Consider the following 19985-nt stretch of genomic DNA (forward strand, 5'->3'; position numbering starts at 1 on the left):
AAAAGAACGCTTTGCGTTCTCTAAAAGGCCTTCGGCGGGTGAGCGTCCGCGAAGGTGAAAGATGAAGCGTTAGGGAGGCTGCGCTGTTTGAGCGCAGCGAGTTCGCAGACGACAGCGTAGTCTTTCACTGTAGCAGCGAAGCCGGTGTAGCCTTGAACTTTTGGTTACTTTTCTTTCAAGAGAAAAGTAACATTCATAACTGTCAAATATTAAGCCATTATAACACCATGAAGCATATACTTTTGTTACTATTATCCATTCTCTCTACCCTGTCGGCCATCGCCGGGCAGCGGGATAGCCGTATACGCGAATATCTTTCTCCCACACGTATCGTATGGCAACAACATAGCGAACTTATTCAGGATGCCGGTAATCTGCTTTTACCGGGTAACGGGCAAGCCGGACTGGTGGATCATACTATATGCAAAATGACCGGTACAAAGGATAAACATCCCGCTATCCTGTTTGATTTCGGAAAGGAACTGCAAGGTGGCATCCAACTCGTAACAGGCGGTTTTCCGGATCATAAACCCATATCCGTTCGTATCCGCCTGGGAGAATCCGTTAGCGAGGCTATGTGTGAGATCGATGGAAAGAACGGAGCAAGCAACGATCATGCCATGCGCGACTGTATCATTTCACTTCCCTGGATGGGAGTAATGGAAATAGGTAACTCTGGTTTCCGCTTTGCCCGGATCGATCTTCTCGACGACTCTACCGAACTGCATTTGAAAGAGGTACGTGCTATTTCCACTTATCGCGATATCTCCTACAAAGGATCATTCAGGAGTAGCGACGACCGTCTGAATAAGATCTGGCAGACCGGAGCTTACACTGTCCATCTGAATATGCAGGAATACCTGTGGGATGGCATCAAACGCGACCGCCTGGTCTGGTTGGGAGATATGCATCCGGAAGTAATGACAATCAATTCCGTTTTCGGTTATAATGAGGTCGTCCCTAAAAGCCTTGACCTGATCCGTGAAGCAACTCCGATTCCTGACTGGATGAACGGTATCAGCGCTTATTCGATCTGGTGGTTACTGATTCAGCGCGACTGGTATTATTATCAGGGCGACAAGGCATATCTGAAAGAGCAACAGCCTTATCTGAGTGGTCTGTTACGCCAGTTACTCTCGAAAGTAGATGCCGATGGGCATGAGAAACTGGATGGATGGCGTTTTCTGGACTGGCCTTCCAGTGAGAATCCCGAAGCGATCAATGCCGGTTTGCAGGCATTGGTTTTGCAAGCTATGAAAGCCGGTGACGAATTATGTACCGTACTGGGTGATGAAACCCTGGCTGCCGAATGCCGGGAAACAGCCAAAAGAATGATAAAGGTTGCCCCTCAGGTAACCAAAACATTGCTTAAGTCGAAAATAGCACCGGACGCACCGGGCTCCAAGCAGGCGGCTGCTTTATTAAGCCTTGCAGGATTGATGAAACCGGAAGAGGCCGACAAAAAATATCTTTCGGTAAACGGAGCACAAGGCTTTTCCACTTTCTACGGTTATTATATGTTGCGTGCCATGGCGACTGCCGGCAACTATCAGGGCGCAATAGATGTGATCCGCCAGTATTGGGGAGCGATGATCGATCTGGGAGCTACTACTTTCTGGGAAGATTTTAATATGGCCTGGTTACCTGATGCGGCAGGTATCGATGAACTTGTTCCGGAAGGGAAGAAAGATATTCATGGCGATTATGGTGACTATTGCTATAAAGGCTTCCGGCATAGTTTGTGTCATGGCTGGGCTTCGGGACCGACCGCCTGGTTGAGTGAGTATGTGTTGGGCGTACAGGTGGTGGAACCAGGTTGCCGTGTTGTTCGTATCACTCCGCATCTGGGAGATCTGGAATGGGTGGAAGGAACTTTCCCGACACCTGAAGGAATCATTACTATCCGCCATGAAAAAGGGACGGACGGTAAGATAAAAAGCGATATAAAAGCTCCGACTGGTGTACAGGTAATCCTGGAAAATAATAAATAGTATATACCTTAAAATAGCAATGAGATGAAAAAATATCTTCTGTTACTCGCATGTATCGGTATTTTCGCTTCAGCAGAGACAAAAACCGACTGGAAGGCACAATGGATCAACACAGAACGATGTCAAAGTGCAAGCAACACCTGGTTAGCTTATCGTAAGACCGTATCTATAGACGAAGTACCGGCTACTCTGACTGCCCATATCGCTACCGACAGTAAATATTGGCTGTGGATCAACGGGCGTATGGTAGTCTTCGAAGGAGGCCTGAAGCGTGGCCCTTCTCCCTATGATACCTATTATGATTCGGTGGAGATCGCTCCTTATCTTGTTTCAGGAGAGAACACCCTTGCTGTTTTGGTCTGGCATTTCGGGAAAAATGGTTTCAGCCATATCAACAGCGGAATGGCAGCTTTACTGTTTGAAGCCATTGCGCCCGGAGTAGAGATTGTTTCGGATAAGAGTTGGAAGTGTACGGTCTATGATGCTTATCAGAATACGGAAGCTCCATTTCCGAATTATCGCTTGTCGGAAAGCAATATCCGTTTTGATGCCCGGATAGCAATGGATGGTTGGAACCAGCCTGGTTTTAACGATGGTTTCCCCGGCGCAGAAATTGCATGTGTGGTAGGGAAGGCCCCATTGGGTAAATTGGTGGAACGTCCGATACCGATGTTTAAAGATTTTGGTTTGAAAGCCTATCCAAATATCCGGCAGTCGGCAAAGGGAGATACTTTGTTTTGCCGTCTGCCTTACAATTGTCAGTTCACACCTTATCTGAAAGTGGAAGCATCCGAAGGTAAGACTATCCATATGCAGACAGATAATTACCTGGGAGGCGGTCCGGAAAATATCCGTGCCGAATACATCACCCGTAAAGGAGTACAGGAGTATGAAAGTTATGGATGGATAAGCGGCCACGAAATGTGGTACATTATCCCCGAAGGAGTAAAGATACTGGAAGTAAAATACCGTGAGACAGGATACGACACCGAGTTTGCCGGCTCTTTCCACTGTAACGATCCTTTCCTGAATGAGTTGTGGAAACGTTCCGCACGTACATTATATATAACGATGCGTGATAACTATATGGACTGTCCCGAACGCGAGCGTGCCCAATGGTGGGGCGATGAGGTGAATGAACTGGGGGAAGCTTTCTACGCTCTTTCCACCTCTTCCCATCAGTTGGCAGTAAAAGGTATCCATGAATTGATGAACTGGCAGCGTGCCGACGGTTCTCTGTTTGCTCCGGTTCCTGCCGGTAACTGGTCGAAGGAACTACCTTTACAGATCCTGGCCTCTGTCGGCTGGTACGGTTTTTATACCCAATATTATTATAGTGGCGACAGTACTTTCATTCCGGCTATCTACGACCGTCTGCACCGTTATCTGCACGAAACCTGGCAGGTGGACAAAAGCGGCCTGCCTATTGAACGTAGCGGAGAATGGAGTTGGGGCGACTGGGGTGAGCAGATCGACATGGGAGTACTGACCAATTGCTGGTACTATCTTGCACTGAAAGCCGAGAAAGAATTTGCTTTGCAACTCGGAAAGAAAGCCGATGCCGAAGAAATCAGCCGTATGATGTATAGCATAGAGAAATGCTTCAATACGAAGTTCTGGACAGGAACAGCCTACCGTTCTCCCGGCTATCATGGTGAGAATGACGACCGGGCACAGGCAATGGCTGTCCTTTCCGGTTTGGCCCCGAAAGATAAATATCCTGCTATACTGACACTCCTGAAGAAAGAGTATCATGCAAGTCCGTATATGGAAAAATATGTACTGGAGGCTCTTTTCCATATAGGGGCTCCGGATGTTGCGTTGCAGCGTATGCGAGATCGTTATGCCGATATGTTAGGTTATAAGGAATACACGACCTTGTTTGAAGGTTGGGGAGTAGGAGTCGATGGTTTTGGTGGCGGAACGATCAATCATGCATGGAGTGGTGGTCCGTTAACACTACTCAGCCAGAAAGTCTGTGGCATAGAGCCGACTTCGCCTGGATTTAAAACTTTCCGGGTAAAGCCACAGATGGGTTCTTTGGCAGAAGCATCGGCTACGGTAGCGACTCATTATGGTGAAATCAAAGTAGATTTACGGAAATCGGGTCGTAATATTCTTATTGAAATTCAGGTACCCGAACAAACAACTGCAATAGTGATTTCGCCCAAAGGGAAAGCTTATAAAGTTGGCCCTGGTGCCCATAATTTAAAGTGTCCCTTTTAATACGGGCACTTTTTATAATAAAACTGACGAATAGATTTAAGATTTATATATTGTTTGGTAGCCTCACATTATCTACTTTTGCCGGGGATAATGTGAGGCTATTGGTCGATGGTGAAAGGAAAAAGTAAAACAAAGTCGAAATCGAGGAAGAAGAAAAAACAGGTATCATCGTTTGTTCTGGGTGTCAAACGGGTATTTGTCGCTATTTCTATAATACTTGCCTGCCTGATAGGCATTTTATTTTTATATGATTATCTGTATCCTGTAACCGGAAAACAACCAGTTGTGAAGGAACAGCAAAAAACGGTTGCTAAAGAGCAGAAGAAGTCTGCAACTCCGAAAAAGCCGGTTCCTGAACAAAAGAAAAAAGACGAGCCATCCTCAATAAAGCCTTCCCGTCCCAAAACAACGACCTTCAAAATTCCTGCAAACGCAGAGATACCCAAGTTACAGGCTAAACGGTCTGAACAGGTGATTCGCCATGAAGGTTATACCGTATCCTATAATTCTGATTACAAAATAGCAAACTGGGTTGCCTATGAATTGACTCCCGAAGAAGCAAAAAGTAAAAAGACGGAACGTTCGAACAAGTTCGTTCCCGATCCCTTGGTAAAAGGAGCTACTGCTACCAACGATGATTATACCCGTACGGGCTATGACCGTGGTCATCTGGCTCCGGCGGGTGACATGAAATGGTCGGCTAAAGCGATGCGCGAATCGTTTTATCTGAGTAATATTTGTCCGCAGAAGCCGGCGTTGAATCGTGGTATCTGGAAAGATCTGGAAGAATTAAGTCGGATGTGGGCGAACGATTACGGAGCTTTATTGATTGCTACCGGTCCTGTTATGACAGACGACATGAAGCGGATGGGAAAGAACAGGATAGGAGTACCCGGTGCATTTTACAAAGTGATTTGTTATGTTTCAGGTGAAGAGTATAAGGCTATCGGATTTATTTTTGAGAACAGGGACTATAAGAAAACAGCATTGAGATCCATGGCAATCCCTGTTGATAGCGTAGAAAAAGTAACGGGAATAGATTTCTTCCCGGCCGTTCCTGATGAACAGGAAAAAGTAATGGAAGCAAAAATAGACTGGGACAGTTGGTCCTTTTAATTATGTACAAGCAAATGGTATTCCGCTGATAAAAAGGTAGGTAATATCCGAACAATTATAAAAAAATGAATGTTGTAATACTATGACTTAACACATAGTATTATATGACTTTGTATTAGCATATAATTAACAAATAACTAAATAAGTAAATGCAAGTTATCATGAATGGTAAATTGATTCCCGTTTTTGTATTGGCCGCATTGATGTCTTGTAGCCAACCGCCGGTAAAAGAGCAAGGTCCCCGTCCGGTTAAGCTGGCTGAAGTGACATCTTTAAATGTGGTGGAAAAGTCGTTCAGTGGTGTAGTATCGCCTGACCAGTTCAGCGACCTGGCGTTTAAAATGTCCGGACCATTGATCTCCCTGAACGTGGAAGAAGGACAAAAAGTTCGTACCGGACAAGTGGTGGCAGAAATGGATCCACAGGACTTTAAATGGGATTTTGAAGCGAAGAAAGCATCTTTTCAAACTGCACAGGCTCAGTTGCAGCGTGCAGAAAGACTACTGGCGAAACAAGCTATCTCCCAACAGGAATATGAAACGACAAAAGCATCTTATTCCAATGCTCAGGCTGCATTCGAGAACTCTCAGAATACATTGGAGCAAACCAAACTTCGTGCTCCCTTCGACGGTTTTATCCAGAAAAAGTATGTAGAGAACTATCAGAAAGTACAGATGGGGCAGGGTATTGTCTGCCTGATCAACCCGAATAAGCTGCAAATCCAGTTTACGATGCCCGAAACGAACATTACCTATTTCTCGACTCCTTATTCGATCTATGTGGAGTTCGACAACTATAAGGGTGTACGTTTCAAAGCAAAAGTAAAAGAATATGTCGAAGCTTCTCCGGATGGTTCCGGCGTACCTGTATTCCTTTATATCGATGATCCTGAATTCGATCTTAATAAGTATAAAGTAGCAGTAGGTTTCTCTTGCCGTGTTGTACTGAATATCGAAAGCCAGAGCTTCAATGAAGGGGCTGTGTTAATACCCCTGTCCGCTATTGTTGCCGACGAAGCAAACAGCAGCAATAAGTTTGTATTTGTTTATAACCCGCAAAGCCAGCAGGTCGAACGCCGCAAGATTAGTGAAAAAGAACTGGTAGGTAAGGATCAGGTAGTCATATTGGAAGGACTGAAAGCCGGCGAACGTGTCGTTACTGCCGGAGCAACCCGCCTTGTAGACGGACAACAAGTAAAAGTATTAACAGATTAAGAAGATAAACAATGAATATTCCAAAATATTCCTTAGAGAATAGTAAGATCATATACTTCTTTCTGGCTGTGATGCTGATAGGCGGTATATACTCTTTCTTCAAACTGCCGAAGAAGGAGGACGCCCCCTTTGTGATCAAGCAGGCTGTGCTGGTTACACAATATCCGGGTGCGACTCCTTTCGAAGTAGAAAAACTGATAACGGAACCGATCGAAAGAGAGATACAGTCTATGTCGGACGTGTATCAGATCAAGTCGGAATCGTATTTCGGGATGTCGAAGATTTCGATCGAATTGCAACCGACGCTTGCTCCCGACTATATGCCCGTTAAGTGGGACGAACTTCGTCGTAAAGTAGCGAATATAGAACCACGCCTACCGAGCGGAGCTTCTTCCATATCGGTCAGCGATGACTTTGGTGATGTGTTCGGTATCTATTATGCCCTGACAGCCGATGATGGTTTTACCTATGACGAACTGCGCGACTGGTCGCAGAAGATTAAAACGGAACTTTCTCCCGTACCCGGTGTTCAAAAGGTTTACTTGTTCGGTGAACAGACACAGGTGATCAATGTCAGAATATCCGTTCCTAAACTAGCTAATCTGGGAATTGATCCTAACTCGATCCAGCAAGTATTGCAAACCCAAAACCTACTGGTCAATACTGGGGATGTTAATACCGGTAGCTATCAGTTGCGGATAAGAGCCGAAGGTACTTATAAAAACATACAGGATATCCGCGATCAGTTGATCGTAACCAAAGGTGGAGGAGAAGTTCGTCTGGGTGATATTGCAATCGTTGAACGCGGTTATATGGATCCGCCTTCTAACCTGATGCGTGTAGATGGTAAGCGTGCCATTGGCATCGGTGTTGCTACCGGACCGAATGACGACGTGGTGGCAGTTGGTAATGATGTAGCCAGCCACCTGGAAGAAATGGAACAACTTTTCCCTATCGGAATGGAGCTTAAAACAATCTACCCTGAGAATAAGATTGCTGATGAAGCAAACAATGGCTTTATCCTTAATCTGATGGAATCGCTGTTGATCGTTATCGTGGTGATTTTCCTGGTCATGGGATCGCGTGCGGGTATGTTGGTCGGCAGCTCGCTACTTTTCTCAGTAGGAGGTACATTGCTGCTTATGCTTATCTGGGGTGTCGGGTTGAATCGAACTTCGCTGGCTGCCTTTATCATTGCGATGGGGATGCTGGTGGATAATGCGATTGTGGTAACGGATAATGCACAGGTTGGTATTAAGCGCGGACTTTCCCGTTATCAGGCATTGATAGACGGAGCAACCAAGCCACAATGGGCTTTACTGGGGGCTACCTTTATCGCTGTCTGTTCATTCCTGCCGATGTATCTGGCTCCTGCTGCCGTAGCTGAAATCGTTAAACCTTTGTTTATTGTACTGGCTGTGTCATTGGGGTTAAGCTGGGTGTTGGCATTAACGCAGACAACAACTTTCGGTAACTTTATCCTGAAAGAAGCCAAACCGGGCGAAGCCAAAGACCCGTATGATACGAAGTTATATCATAAATTCGAAGCGATGCTGTCTCGTTTGATCAAACGCAGATGGGTGACTGTTTCTTCTGTCGTTGCGGCTTTGTTCCTTTCCTTGTTTATTATGGGTATCATGCCTCAGAGCTTCTTCCCGATTATGAACAAGCCTTATTTCCGTGCCGACCTGATCTTCCCTGAAGGCTACAGTATTTATGATGTAGAAAAAAGTGTGAAAGAGATCGAAGGTTATTTGAGTAATAATAAGAATATCAAATCTTATTCATTTACTCTGGGAGGTTCACCGGTTCGTTATTACCTGGCAAGTTCGTCGGTGGGACCGAAGCCTAACTTCGCTAATGTGTTGATCGAAACGACCAAAGCGGAAGATGCACAGGTGGAAGAAGGAAAGTTCTATGATTATATGGTAGCCAACTATCCGAATATCCTGACTCGTTCAGCTTTATTTGCACTGTCTCCCGTGCCAGATGCGGCTATCGAGATCGGTTTCATCGGCGATAATGTGGACACGTTGGTTGCATTGACGGAGAAGGTAAAAGAAATTGCCCGCAATTACGATCAGGTAATGGAAGTGCGCGACAGCTGGGGAAATAAGGTTCCTGTATGGAAACCGTTATACTCGCAGGAAAAAGGTTTGCGTCTGGGGATTACCCGTCAGCAGGTAGCTTATTCGTTGCGTTCGGCTACGAACGGTGTTCCGTTGGGTGAATACCGTGAAGGAGATGTCTTTATGCCGATCCTGATGAAGGATGCCGACCGCGACTCAATGAACCTGAATGATATCAAGACATTGCCGGTTTACAGTGCCAAAGGACGTTCCGTTAAAGTTGAGCAGGTGATCGACGACTTCTCGCTCGATTACGAATACAATGTGGTAAGACGTTTCAACCGCCAGCCTTATATGATGATGCAATGCGAGCCGAAACGTGGAGCCAATACGATGGCTGCTTTCAGTCATCTTTGGACGGAAGCCCAAAAACAAATACAGGTTCCCGAAGGTTATAAGATGACTTATTTCGGTGAACAAAGCGAACAGGACAAAGGTAACAAGGCGATCGCAGCCAATATCCCGTTGATGTTCGGGCTGATCTACATCACCCTGCTGTTCCTTTTCCCGAAATATTACCGGAAACCGGTGCTGATCATGGCAATGCTTCCGTTGATCTTTATCGGTGTGGTACTGGGATTGTTGGTATTTGGTAAGTCGCTGGACTTCTTTGCTATGCTGGGATTGTTAGGACTGATCGGCATGAATATTAAGAATGCCATTGTGCTTGTCGACGAAATAGGCCTGCAACTTAACAGTGGTCTGGCTCCGGTCAATGCCGTAATAGATGCGACTAAAACACGTATCGTGCCAGTCACGATGGCTTCAGGTACTACGATCCTGGGTATGCTTCCGTTGTTGGGGGATGCGATGTTTGCCGGTATGGCGGCTACGATCATGGGAGGTTTGTTCGTTTCAACCATCCTGACCATCTTCGTGCTTCCGGTTACCTATTGTATATTCTTTAAGATTAAATCGGAATAAATGATATGAAAAGTAAACTGATAATAGGTTGTATGCTGTTGGGTGCTATATCTGCGAATGCGCAGGAACAGCCCATCACAGCAGCCGAATATAAAGAAAAAGTGCTTGAATACAGTCGTCAGATCAAGCAGAGTTCCGAAGAGCGTATCGCCATGCAACATGCTATCAAGGCGGCAAAGACTGCATTTTTCCCGGCTGTAGATTTCTCCGGTAGTTACCAATATCGTATCAATAAGTATGAATTGGGAATGGGCGAAGGTATCCCTGGTATCGAAATGGATCATAACACCTATAGTCTCGGTGCCACTGTAAGCCAGCCTATCTATGCCGGCGGGCAAATTTATAACAACTATAAGGCCGCTGAGATACAAGGCCAGATAGCGACCGAGGCAGAAGAGTTGACAACCGACAACATCGTCTATGCCGCCGATATGAACTATTGGTCGGTGGCCGCTCGCAAGGGAATGTATGGTGTAATGACGCAGTATGTCGATATTGTACAGGAGTTGGCAAATGTGTTGGCTCTTCGTTTCCAGGATGGACAGATCAGTAAGACAGATTTGTTGCAGGTACAGGCCCGTCTGAAAGAAGCACAGTTGAATCAAAGTTCCGCTTATAAGGATTATCAGATTGCCTTGCAGAATCTGAATGTCCTGATGGGAGTTCCGCCGATGGAACCGATCACGATCACAGACTCTATTACAATGGTCTTGCCGTTACCTATGAAGGTCGGTGAATCGGCAGCATTGGATAATCGTCCGGATTACCATATCGCCCAATTGAATATCGAGTATCAGAAGAGACAGATCAATCTTTCCAAAGCAAAATATAATCCGAATCTGTCTATCGGTTTTCAGGGATCATGGGGTACTTCTATGCTGAATGTAAAAGGTTCTGATAACTTATGGACGCCGGCAGTCTTTGCTTCTCTGAAAATTCCATTGTTCCGTTGGGGTGCCCGCTTCAAGGAGGTAAATTCTCAAAAAGCCATCCTACGCAGTAAAGAATACGCAATGGATAACACCCGCGACCAGATCAGTCAGGAAGTAGCCAACGCATGGACCAGCCTGACTGAGAATACAAAGCAGATCGATGTCGCCGAGGATGCCTGCAAAATAGCCGAAGAGAACCTTGATCTGAATACATTCAGTTACAACGAAGGTAAACTTCCTATTGTCGATGTACTCTCTGCCCAGCTCTCCTGGATACAGTCATACAGTAGTCTGATCCAGACCTGGTATCAGCAAAAAGCCTCTTTGGCTCAGTATAACAAGGCTATCGGTATCCGCCGGATGCAGTAATAAGCAAGCGGATATACAGAAAACACAGCAGGCGACTATCGGGTTATATTTCCCGGTAGTCGCCTTTTTATTGTTTGCCTCCTTACCTTTTAGAGTAAAACATATTACCGATTAGTTTAAAAGTCGTAAAGAAGTAATATTACCCTGTACAGGGTAGCTCGGCAGGGTGTACAGGATAGAAATTTATGGTGTACAGGATAATTTCATAGGGTGTACACTATAGCAACAGTTAATCCCTTCTTTTGAAATAAAAGGTGGTGACTTATTGATTAGTTTGTCATAAGCTTTATCTTTGTGCCTGCTTAAATAAAAAAAGGAGTCATATGGAAATTGTGAGATTGACAACTTCGGATGCCTTGCTGTATAAAGCGTTCAGAGCGATATACGATGTTAGTTTTCCTGTCTTCGAACAGCGAACCGAAATACAGCAGAAGGATGCTTTGACGGATAACCGTTATCACCTGGATTGTTATGTTGGCAAGGATACCGGTCTTTTACAAGGTTTTATTGCTTACTGGAGATTTGACCGTTATACATATGTGGAGCATTTCGCTATCCACCCTGATAGGCGTGGTAAAGGTTTGGGTGGACTGATCCTAAACAATCTGATAGATCAGGAGAGTGGACGTGTATTATTGGAGATAGATCCGGTGGTTGATAATATATCTGCAGCCCGGTTGCGTTTTTATCAGTCGTATGGATTTGTGGAAAATCCGTTCCCACATATTCATCCGGCTTACAGAAGTGAATATCCGGATCATTCGTTAGTTGTTTTATCTACGGAGGGTGAGATGACCGTCTCTGAATATAATAAGTTCGCCTCCGATCTGAATGTGATAGTAATGAAAAAGGGAATGTAGCGAATACATTCCCTTTTTCATTCTCTTTTCTATATTGAATGGTATTTATTCTTTATTCAATGCTTTCAGGGAGAATAAGAAAGTAGAACCTTTACCTTCTTCCGACTCGAACCATAATTTACCATCATGTAGTTCCACAAAATCTTTACAAAGCATCAATCCCAATCCCGAACCCTTTTCGTTGTTTGTTCCGTAAGAAGTAAAATGCGTGTTGGCTTTCAGTAATTTCTCCTGGTCTTCTTTCTTAATTCCTTTACCGGAGTCTTTTACGCTGACAATTACATTGTTACCTTCAATACTAGTCGAAACTTCAATTGTACCTCCTTCGAAACTAAACTTGATCGCGTTTGAAATAAGGTTTCTGACAACTGTCTTTATCATGTCTATATCGACAGAGCCAACAAGTTCCTTATCAACATTTGTCAACTGCAGACTAACGCCTTTTTGGGCAGCCATCGGAATGTAAATTTCAGCGGTACTGGAAACCAGGCTGTTGATATCAGCCTCTTGTTTATATATGTTTTGCTTTTTCAGGCGGTTCTTTGCCCATTTCAACAAGTTATCAAGCAGGAGGAAAATCTCTTCTGATGTTTTATTCATCATCTGAAGCATTTCGAATACTTCGGGGCTGACTTGACTCTTATCTACCATCATAAGGATAGCATTATTCATCATTTTCAAAGAACCGAGTGGAGAACGAAGATCATGTGCTATAACAGAATAGAGTGTATCACGTGACTCAATTGTATTTTCCAGTTCCTGTTTTATGCGTTTAATACTAAATAGTTCATAACGGTGGGCAACGCGTTTGACCAGTTCTTCTCTCTGGAAGGGCTTTGTGACATATTCGGTAGCTCCTAACTGGTATCCTTTCACTATACTCTGCATATCGCTAAGTGCAGACATGATGATTACAGGGATATCATTGGTGTCCGGGGCGCTCTTGAGGTGTTGTAATACCTCGTATCCGTCCATTTCCGGCATCATGATATCTAGCAGTATGAGATTGGGATGTCTGTCATGAGCAATACGAAGAGCTTTGGCGCCACTGTCGCTGGTCAATAGTGTATATCCTTCTTTTTTTAATATAGCCTGTACTAACATGACGTTGGTTGGAACATCGTCAACGATCAATACTGTATACTCTGATGCTAAATTATTCATATTAATTTACACTTTTCTTGATATTCAATCACTATCAGTACACAAATGTATTAATAATGTTTGAATTTACAGAGGTTTTCATTATTGCATTTTAGAAATATTTTTTTTATTGTGTTCTCTTTGCTTTTTCCCAGGCTCCATTCCCCTTATTTCCAGCTAAATAGAAAAAACCTCTTATGACATTTATATTCATAAAGGAAAAATAATAAGGAATGAAAAGTAGTTTATTCCGCAAATTTCGCCGCTCCATCAAATAGCCTGCATAAGCCATTATATAAAATGCGACTTGTAAAAGTAGTAAAAATATATATGTAAACTCACTCTTACATGTTAATATTATATTTAAAGGAATTAACAGGAATAAGACAATCGGTGTAATGGTCCATCGTAAGACCCGGTGGCTTATGAACTGGAAGCTCAATGTGCCGTAACGGAATATGTTAAACAAGCTCTGCAAACGCCATACCGATTGCAAACCGCCTGCAGCAATACGGATTTTACGCTTTTCTTCTTCCTTCATATTCAATGATGCAGTTTCAGTTGCGTAAGCTTCTTTGCAATAAGCGATTTTATATCCTTTCTGCGCGATACGGAGAGAAAGGATGAAATCATCCAGGAGTGTGTCGGGTGGCATTTGTTCGAATAGTTCAGTTCGTACGGCAAATAGTTCGCCGGCAGCTCCTACAGCGGAGTATAATCGATAATCCAGTGCTTTCAATGCCGATTCATATTTCCAATAGATCCCTTCTCCGGCAGTTGCACCTTGTGCGGTTGCCGTTTCTACTCTTTTTTCTCCCGCCACGCAACCGACTTTTGGATTGGAGAATTGACGGACGATCTCTGTGATCGCATCTGCATTCAACATGGTATTGGCGTCTGTGAAAACGACATAAGGAGTGGTTACATATTGTATTCCACGGTTTAGTGCAGCTGTCTTTCCTCTCCGTTCCGGTTGAAAGAGTACGGTTACTTCCGGATATTTTTTCAGGTATTCATTCGTATGATCGTTTGAGCCGTCGGTCACCCAAACTATTTTTAATTTGTCGACAGGGTAGGAGAGAGCATGGCAGTTCTTCATTTTGGCCGCAACAATATCTTCTTCATTATATGCGGCTATGAAAAGGGTTACTTCAGGGAGTGGATCTGTTAAATCGTATCTGACCGGTTTATGAAATACTTCTTTTATCCATACTAAAATGTATAATAATATACCATATCCGAGATATGTGTAGAAAACGATAAATATTCCTATCCAGAATAAGTACTTAATAGTCAGATAAAATGAATCCATACTCATATTTTGATATAAATATATTTTTATAGTTTGCAAATATAATAAAGTTTTATAATAATTCATCAAATAAATATTTTTTTAAAAGACTATGAAAAATAACGTGTTTTTAGTTTTTATGTTCTGGATTTTATTATTTTTGCAGCTCCTGTGTTTTTGTAAATTTATAAAATATGGTGGTGTTGCATTGGTTGGAAATAATTTTATTTGTAGTAGCTGTTCTGAACGTTGTTTATTTACTAATGTTCAGTATTGCTTCTCATCTGCATTTGGAACGGAATAGCTCTTTATCTTTTGTTACAAAGCGGATTGCAATTTTGATTCCTGCCTATAAGGAGGATCGCGTTATTATGGAATGTGTTGCGTCTTGTATGAATCAGAACTATCCAACTGATAAATACGATATTGTGGTTATCTCAGACCGGATGAAAGAGGGTACCGATCAGACATTGTCGTCTCTTCCGGTTAAGTTGGTAAATGTCCATTTTGAAAATAGCACTAAAGCCAAAGCTTTAAACTTTGCAATGGACCAAATCGGTGATCTTTACGATATTGCAGTAGTATTGGATGCCGATAACGTGATCTATGCCGACTTCCTGCAAAATATCAATAACTTTTTTTCGACTCCTGGGGTTAGGATCGTTCAGGCACATCGTAAAGCAAAGAATCTGAATACAAACTTATCTGTTTTGGATGCAGTCAGTGAAGAAATTAATAATAGTATTTTTAGACTGGGACATGCTACCATGGGATTATCTGCTGCTTTGATCGGTTCGGGCATGGCATTCAACTATACTTTATTTAAGGAGATTATGCTTTCAATAAATGCCGTAGGAGGATTTGACAGAGCATTGGAATTGTCTTTAATAAAAGAAGGTGAAAAGATCTATTATTTACAGGATGTTGATGTATTGGATGAGAAAGTTCAAAGTCATGCAAATTTTTCTGATCAACGACGTCGTTGGTTATCGGCCCAGTTACACTATTTGGTGGAATTTATAGCAGACGTTCCAAATGCTGTAAAAAAGGGTAACTGGGATTTTTGTGATAAAGTCTTTCAACAGATGAGTATTCCCCGAATAATATTGCTGGGGGTAATTTTCATAATATCCTTAGTCTTCTCTTTTATTAAATGGACCATAGCATTAAAATGGTGGATATTATTCTTAATTCTGGTGTTGGCTTTATTTTTAGCTATTCCTAGAACTTTATTAAATAAAAGGTTATTTGTAGCCTTATTTGAATTACCTTATTCCTTTTTACTGATGTTTTGTAATTTGTTTCGTTTAAAAGGTGCTAATAAAAAATTCATCCATACATCTCACGGAGTAAAATAAAGAATCTATGTTTATCGGTAAATTTGAAAATAAAGGAGTCTTGCCACAAAAGTATTTGTCAAAGACTTATGGTCATATTATATATGATGAATCATGCTCTGTTTATAAGACTAAAAAAGTTGAGATATACTTTTGGGGTGTCCTGTATAATAAGAAAGTCTTAGGGTATACATCTGATCAATCAGATGCCGAAGTGATTTCCGTGTTATATGAATTATACGGTTTGAAAGGACTTGCAAAGGCAGATGGATCATATACATTGATGATACAAGAAGGCAGAGACATTCTTATAGCCCGTGACCATCATGGGACGAGTAAACCGGTCTATTATACTGATCGTTATTTTGCTTCTTCGTTATCTTTGTTGCAGGAAACAGATGGATTTATAACTGAACCGGATTTTCAGGCACTAAGCCGTTTCCTTAATATAGGCTATATTGCAACACCATTTTCATCAATGAAAGGTGTACATAAACTTGGTGGAGGAGAAGTACTGATATATAAAGAAGGTAAACAGAAGGTAGGGAATTTGTATTGTACCGATGATATTATGCCGGTTTTGAGTGATGGAGATCTAAATGAACTGGCAGAAGAATATGGTCGTTTGCATATAAAAGCGATAAAAAAACGTATAGACAATAAACAAGATGTTGGTATCTTATTGAGTGGAGGATATGACTCCGGATGTAATCTGGCAGCATTACGTAATATATATGCCGGAAATATTCGTTCTTTTTCCATTGGATTCAAGGGAGATAACTGGACAGAATTACCTTTGGCTCGTTGTATGTCTGATACTTTTGGTACTATACACACCGAATATGAGATTGATGGTAGTGAACTTTCCGGATTACCCGATATCGTTGCACATCTGGGAGATCCTTTTGTGGAAGGAGGATTAATGGTTAACTATGCAGTAATGAAATTAATCGGTAATAATAAGCCGGAGATTATTTTGGGAGGAGATGGTAGTGATCAATATTTTGGAACTTCCGGTCGTGAAGTCGCTCTTCATTATCTTATTTCCAAGTATAAGATGGCTCCACTTATGCAGTTTGTTTATCGTTTATTATGCCAGTCGGGCTTCGATAAGAATAATTATTTTTACCGTGTTCGGTTTCATTTGGATAAAGTACTGAATATTCTTCAGGGAGACTTGTTTGGGTTTCCGGAATTTCGTTTGAAAGAGATGTTACAGGAAAAGTCTTTTTTGAGTACCCCTGATACGATCAAACCGGATATTTGTAGTTTTGAACATCTGTATGTTCAACATGCATATAAAACGGATTTGGAAAAGATTATTAATCAGGTGATATTATTTAAAGCTACCAGAATGGCGGAAATGTTTGATAATAGAATTGCATTTCCATACATGGATCTGGATTTGTATCAGTTTTTACAAAAGTTGCCTGTAAAATATAAATGTAAAGGGGGAAATGTAACTGATATAGCTAAAGGGCATGCAACCGCGAAATATTTATTGAAATATCATTATAAACCCATGCTGCCTGAAGCAATAACATCCAAAAAGAAACAAGGTGGTTTTGCTCCTATGCCATTGTTTTTTAAGAATGATCTTCAACGGTCCAAGGTGGCAGATTATATCATGAATTCTTCTGTGTTTGATACATTTCTTAATCGAAATGTAGTTGAAGTATTTATAAGGCAATATGATAAGGAAGTACACGAAGATGGTAACTGGTTCTGGTACAAACAGAATAAAGCTATCCAGTATTTCAATTTACTAACCTTAGCCATCTGGTGGGAACGATTTGTAAAGGGTGAGGATAATAGTGCAGTTTTGAAATAAATAAGGGTAATATGTCTGTTAAGCAACAAGTTACTAAGAGTGTACTCTGGAGTGCCATTGAGCGGTTTTCTGTGCAGGGAATTCAATTCCTGCTAAGTATCGTTATTGCCCGTCAGCTTCTACCTTCAGATTATGGGTTGGTTGCCATGCTGAGTATTTTTATGGCTATCGCTCAAACTTTTATAGATGGTGGATTTGCCAATGCTTTGATACAAAAGAAAGATCGCTCGGAAACAGATTATAGTACAGTCTTTTATTTTAATGTTGTAATATCTGTTTTTGTTTATCTACTCCTTTATTTGTTGTCACCTCTTATTGCTGATTTTTATAACGAAGAACAATTAGTCATAATTACCAGGTGGGTAGGAATTAATATAATCATTACTGCGTTTTCAATTGTGCAACGGGCAAAGTTGACAATACAGATTGATTTCAAGAGCCAAGCAAAAGCTTCATTATCATCTGTGTGTATTAGTGGTATTGTTGGGTTATTTCTTGCTTATACAGGGCAAGGAGTTTGGGCATTGGTTTTTCAGAATATTACAAATAATATTTTGAATACAGTATTTTTATGGATTTATGCCAAATGGAGTCCTTCCTGGACATTTTCTTGGGACTCTTTTAAAAAGCTGTTTTCTTTCGGATCCAAATTACTTGTATCGGGCTTACTTCATACTGTTTATATAAATCTTTATAGCCTGGCTATTGGACGATATTATAAGGCTTCTGATGTGGGATATTACAACCGTGCATATTCATTGGCTCAATTTCCCTCCATAAATATTGTCAGTATAATAAGCCGGGTTGTTTATCCAATGCAATGTAGTATACAGGATGATGATAAACAATTGGAAGCCTCTTTCACTCATTATTTACGTTTTTCCTGTTTTATTATTTTCCCATTAATGATTCTACTTTCAGTTTTGTCCAAACCTTTAATCCTTTTTATTCTTACGGATAAATGGATTGATGCAGCCGGACTATTGTCTATTCTGTGTATAGCCTATGCTTGGTATCCCATATTGGTATTAAATAATAATATTTTAAATGTAAAAGGGCGTTCAGATTATTTCTTAAAAGCAGAAATTATAAAGAAATCGATAGCTGTAGTTATTTTATTGTTGACTCTTCCTTATGGAGTTCGAGTATTGTGCTGGGGATTGGTTCTATATAATATTCTTGATTTTGTGATAATTGTATATTTTGCGAAAAAGGTAATTAATACAGGCTATTTTTTACAGATAAAAACAGTCTTTCTTATATTGTTACTATCTGCGGGGATGGGGGGAGTAGTTTATGTGTTTATAAATGTTGTACAAAATATCTTTTTACAGCTCTTTGGAGGGGGATTGATTGGTGTCTTTATCTTTTTATTTGTAGGATATTTGTTTCGTTTGGATGAAATAATATACATAAAAAATAAAATAACAAGAAAGCATGTGTCATAAAATGAACTATCAGGTAACGTTGTCTATGCCGGTCTATAATGTCTCAGGATATATAGAACGATCTTTACTTTCTGCTTTAAATCAGACTTTTGCAAGTATTGAGTTTTTAATAATAGATGATAAAGGTACCGATAATAGTATAGAGGTAGTCGAACGGATTATGCGGGAACATCCTCGTGGAAAAGATATAAGGATTATTGACCACATGGTTAATCGGGGAACCGGGGCTACAAAGAATTCGGCAATAAAAGAAGCAACAGGTGAATATCTCTATTTTATGGACAGTGATGATGTGATTACTCCTGATTGCATAGATATATTATATCAGGAGATGAAGAAGAATCCTGTTGATTTTGTTGCAGCTTCTTTTCAAAAAGTTAGTTTTGATGGAGATATTCTGTCTGCCAATCGATTTCAATATATAACCAGTAAGGAATCTTATGCGTTGGCTAAATATAGAAAAGGGCAGGAGCGTAGTTTTTATATAATGACTTGGAATAAGCTTTATGATTTGTCATTCTTGAAAAGAAATAACATAGCTTGTATTCCTCATTCTTTGAACGAAGATGTCTGGTTTTCTTTTCAGCTATATTATTATACCTCTTCTTTTACTTTTCTGGATGCTATTACTTATAACTGGTACGTAAGGAATGATTCAACAACCAATGTCACTAAAACTACTGGACTAACTGTTCAAAAAGTCAATACTTATTTAGAGGTTTTGGATTATGAAAAAAAAGCTGTTTGCTTAAATAGTATGGCAACTGCTTGTCCTTATATAGTTGATGATATCATAGAGTTTTGTTTACGCTTAAGTGAGGGTATTTTACGTTCTAATTTGCCGGAAACAATCAGAAAAGAGCTAATAATGAAGATAACGATGATTGATGATATTAAATCAAAGTATCCTATTCGTTGGGAAAATAAGGTTGCTTTCTATTTATTTGGAATCAAGAACTCGTCATGTCGTTTTATGTATTTATCTTTTCTACATAATAAGAATCGTATTCAATATGCAATTTCACATCCGCTTATTACATTGAAAAAAATCGTAAAATAGTAGAAGTAATATTCTTTCGGTTGATAGCGCGTATTTTCTATTATCGTTTAGAAGTGTGCCTATAGCCGGCATTTCCTATGGAAGAGCCGGGGAGTGGCTGATAAAAGTTGTCAG

Annotated in this window: 13 protein-coding genes; 11 read left to right on the top strand and 2 right to left on the bottom strand. The window is 41.1% G+C overall.

Annotated elements, in window-relative coordinates:
- Positions 1-227 precede the first annotated feature (227 nt).
- The 7 genes from QZ076_RS19645 (at position 228) to QZ076_RS19675 (ending at position 11761) form a co-directional block, all read left to right on the top strand.
- Entirely contained in the window at positions 228-1991 is a 1764-nt protein-coding gene (locus tag QZ076_RS19645) for an alpha-L-rhamnosidase C-terminal domain-containing protein (protein ID WP_293716529.1), read from the top strand.
- Positions 1992-2015: 24 nt separating this feature from the next.
- Positions 2016-4217 (top strand): alpha-L-rhamnosidase C-terminal domain-containing protein, encoded by a 2202-nt coding sequence (locus QZ076_RS19650; RefSeq protein ID WP_293716531.1) that lies wholly within the window; start codon positions 2016-2018, stop codon positions 4215-4217.
- Between the two features lie 108 nt (positions 4218-4325).
- A complete protein-coding gene (locus QZ076_RS19655; RefSeq protein ID WP_293716533.1) occupies positions 4326-5333 on the top strand; it encodes a DNA/RNA non-specific endonuclease in 1008 nt (335 codons plus the stop codon).
- 161 nt (positions 5334-5494) lie between these two features.
- A complete protein-coding gene (locus QZ076_RS19660; RefSeq protein ID WP_293716535.1) occupies positions 5495-6547 on the top strand; it encodes an efflux RND transporter periplasmic adaptor subunit in 1053 nt (350 codons plus the stop codon).
- A gap of 11 nt (positions 6548-6558) precedes the next feature.
- Entirely contained in the window at positions 6559-9600 is a 3042-nt protein-coding gene (locus QZ076_RS19665) for an efflux RND transporter permease subunit (RefSeq protein WP_293716537.1), read from the top strand.
- 5 nt (positions 9601-9605) lie between these two features.
- Positions 9606-10901, top strand: coding sequence for a TolC family protein (locus QZ076_RS19670; RefSeq protein ID WP_293716539.1), 1296 nt, complete (start codon positions 9606-9608; stop codon positions 10899-10901).
- 323 nt (positions 10902-11224) lie between these two features.
- Positions 11225-11761, top strand: coding sequence for a GNAT family N-acetyltransferase (locus QZ076_RS19675; RefSeq protein WP_293716541.1), 537 nt, complete (start codon positions 11225-11227; stop codon positions 11759-11761).
- Between the two features lie 45 nt (positions 11762-11806).
- Here QZ076_RS19675 and QZ076_RS19680 read toward each other — a convergent pair whose 3' ends face one another.
- The gene (locus QZ076_RS19680) at positions 11807-12925 is read right to left on the bottom strand and encodes a hybrid sensor histidine kinase/response regulator (RefSeq protein ID WP_293716543.1); all 1119 of its coding nucleotides are present in this window, start codon (positions 12923-12925) and stop codon (positions 11807-11809) included.
- Positions 12926-13031: 106 nt separating this feature from the next.
- Entirely contained in the window at positions 13032-14216 is a 1185-nt protein-coding gene (locus QZ076_RS19685; RefSeq protein WP_293716545.1) for a glycosyltransferase family 2 protein, read from the bottom strand.
- A gap of 173 nt (positions 14217-14389) precedes the next feature.
- Between QZ076_RS19685 and QZ076_RS19690 the strand changes: the two genes are divergently transcribed.
- From QZ076_RS19690 to QZ076_RS19705, 4 genes are read left to right on the top strand one after another with little or no spacing between them, the layout of a single operon-like run.
- Positions 14390-15553, top strand: coding sequence for a glycosyltransferase (locus tag QZ076_RS19690; protein ID WP_293716547.1), 1164 nt, complete (start codon positions 14390-14392; stop codon positions 15551-15553).
- Positions 15554-15560: 7 nt separating this feature from the next.
- On the top strand, positions 15561-17363 hold the full coding sequence (locus tag QZ076_RS19695) for an asparagine synthetase B family protein (RefSeq protein ID WP_293716549.1): 1803 nt from the start codon (positions 15561-15563) through the stop codon (positions 17361-17363).
- A gap of 11 nt (positions 17364-17374) precedes the next feature.
- The gene (locus tag QZ076_RS19700) at positions 17375-18811 is read left to right on the top strand and encodes a lipopolysaccharide biosynthesis protein (protein WP_293716551.1); all 1437 of its coding nucleotides are present in this window, start codon (positions 17375-17377) and stop codon (positions 18809-18811) included.
- Position 18812: 1 nt separating this feature from the next.
- On the top strand, positions 18813-19871 hold the full coding sequence (locus tag QZ076_RS19705) for a glycosyltransferase family 2 protein (protein ID WP_293716553.1): 1059 nt from the start codon (positions 18813-18815) through the stop codon (positions 19869-19871).
- Positions 19872-19985: the final 114 nt, after the last annotated feature.

It is taken from the genome of uncultured Parabacteroides sp., from assembly GCF_905196875.1.
Lineage (GTDB): Bacteria > Bacteroidota > Bacteroidia > Bacteroidales > Tannerellaceae > Parabacteroides.

What these genes read in the sequence shown, in the direction of transcription:
- QZ076_RS19645 (WP_293716529.1), top strand. Translation starts at nt 228, where the DNA reads ATGAAGCATATACTTTTGTTACTATTATCCATTCTCTCTACCCTGTCG.
- QZ076_RS19650 (WP_293716531.1), top strand. Translation starts at nt 2,016, where the DNA reads ATGAAAAAATATCTTCTGTTACTCGCATGTATCGGTATTTTCGCTTCA.
- QZ076_RS19655 (WP_293716533.1), top strand. Translation starts at nt 4,326, where the DNA reads ATGGTGAAAGGAAAAAGTAAAACAAAGTCGAAATCGAGGAAGAAGAAA.
- QZ076_RS19660 (WP_293716535.1), top strand. Translation starts at nt 5,495, where the DNA reads ATGAATGGTAAATTGATTCCCGTTTTTGTATTGGCCGCATTGATGTCT.
- QZ076_RS19665 (WP_293716537.1), top strand. Translation starts at nt 6,559, where the DNA reads ATGAATATTCCAAAATATTCCTTAGAGAATAGTAAGATCATATACTTC.
- QZ076_RS19670 (WP_293716539.1), top strand. Translation starts at nt 9,606, where the DNA reads ATGAAAAGTAAACTGATAATAGGTTGTATGCTGTTGGGTGCTATATCT.
- QZ076_RS19675 (WP_293716541.1), top strand. Translation starts at nt 11,225, where the DNA reads ATGGAAATTGTGAGATTGACAACTTCGGATGCCTTGCTGTATAAAGCG.
- QZ076_RS19680 (WP_293716543.1), bottom strand. Translation starts at nt 12,925, where the DNA reads ATGAATAATTTAGCATCAGAGTATACAGTATTGATCGTTGACGATGTT.
- QZ076_RS19685 (WP_293716545.1), bottom strand. Translation starts at nt 14,216, where the DNA reads ATGGATTCATTTTATCTGACTATTAAGTACTTATTCTGGATAGGAATA.
- QZ076_RS19690 (WP_293716547.1), top strand. Translation starts at nt 14,390, where the DNA reads ATGGTGGTGTTGCATTGGTTGGAAATAATTTTATTTGTAGTAGCTGTT.
- QZ076_RS19695 (WP_293716549.1), top strand. Translation starts at nt 15,561, where the DNA reads ATGTTTATCGGTAAATTTGAAAATAAAGGAGTCTTGCCACAAAAGTAT.
- QZ076_RS19700 (WP_293716551.1), top strand. Translation starts at nt 17,375, where the DNA reads ATGTCTGTTAAGCAACAAGTTACTAAGAGTGTACTCTGGAGTGCCATT.
- QZ076_RS19705 (WP_293716553.1), top strand. Translation starts at nt 18,813, where the DNA reads ATGAACTATCAGGTAACGTTGTCTATGCCGGTCTATAATGTCTCAGGA.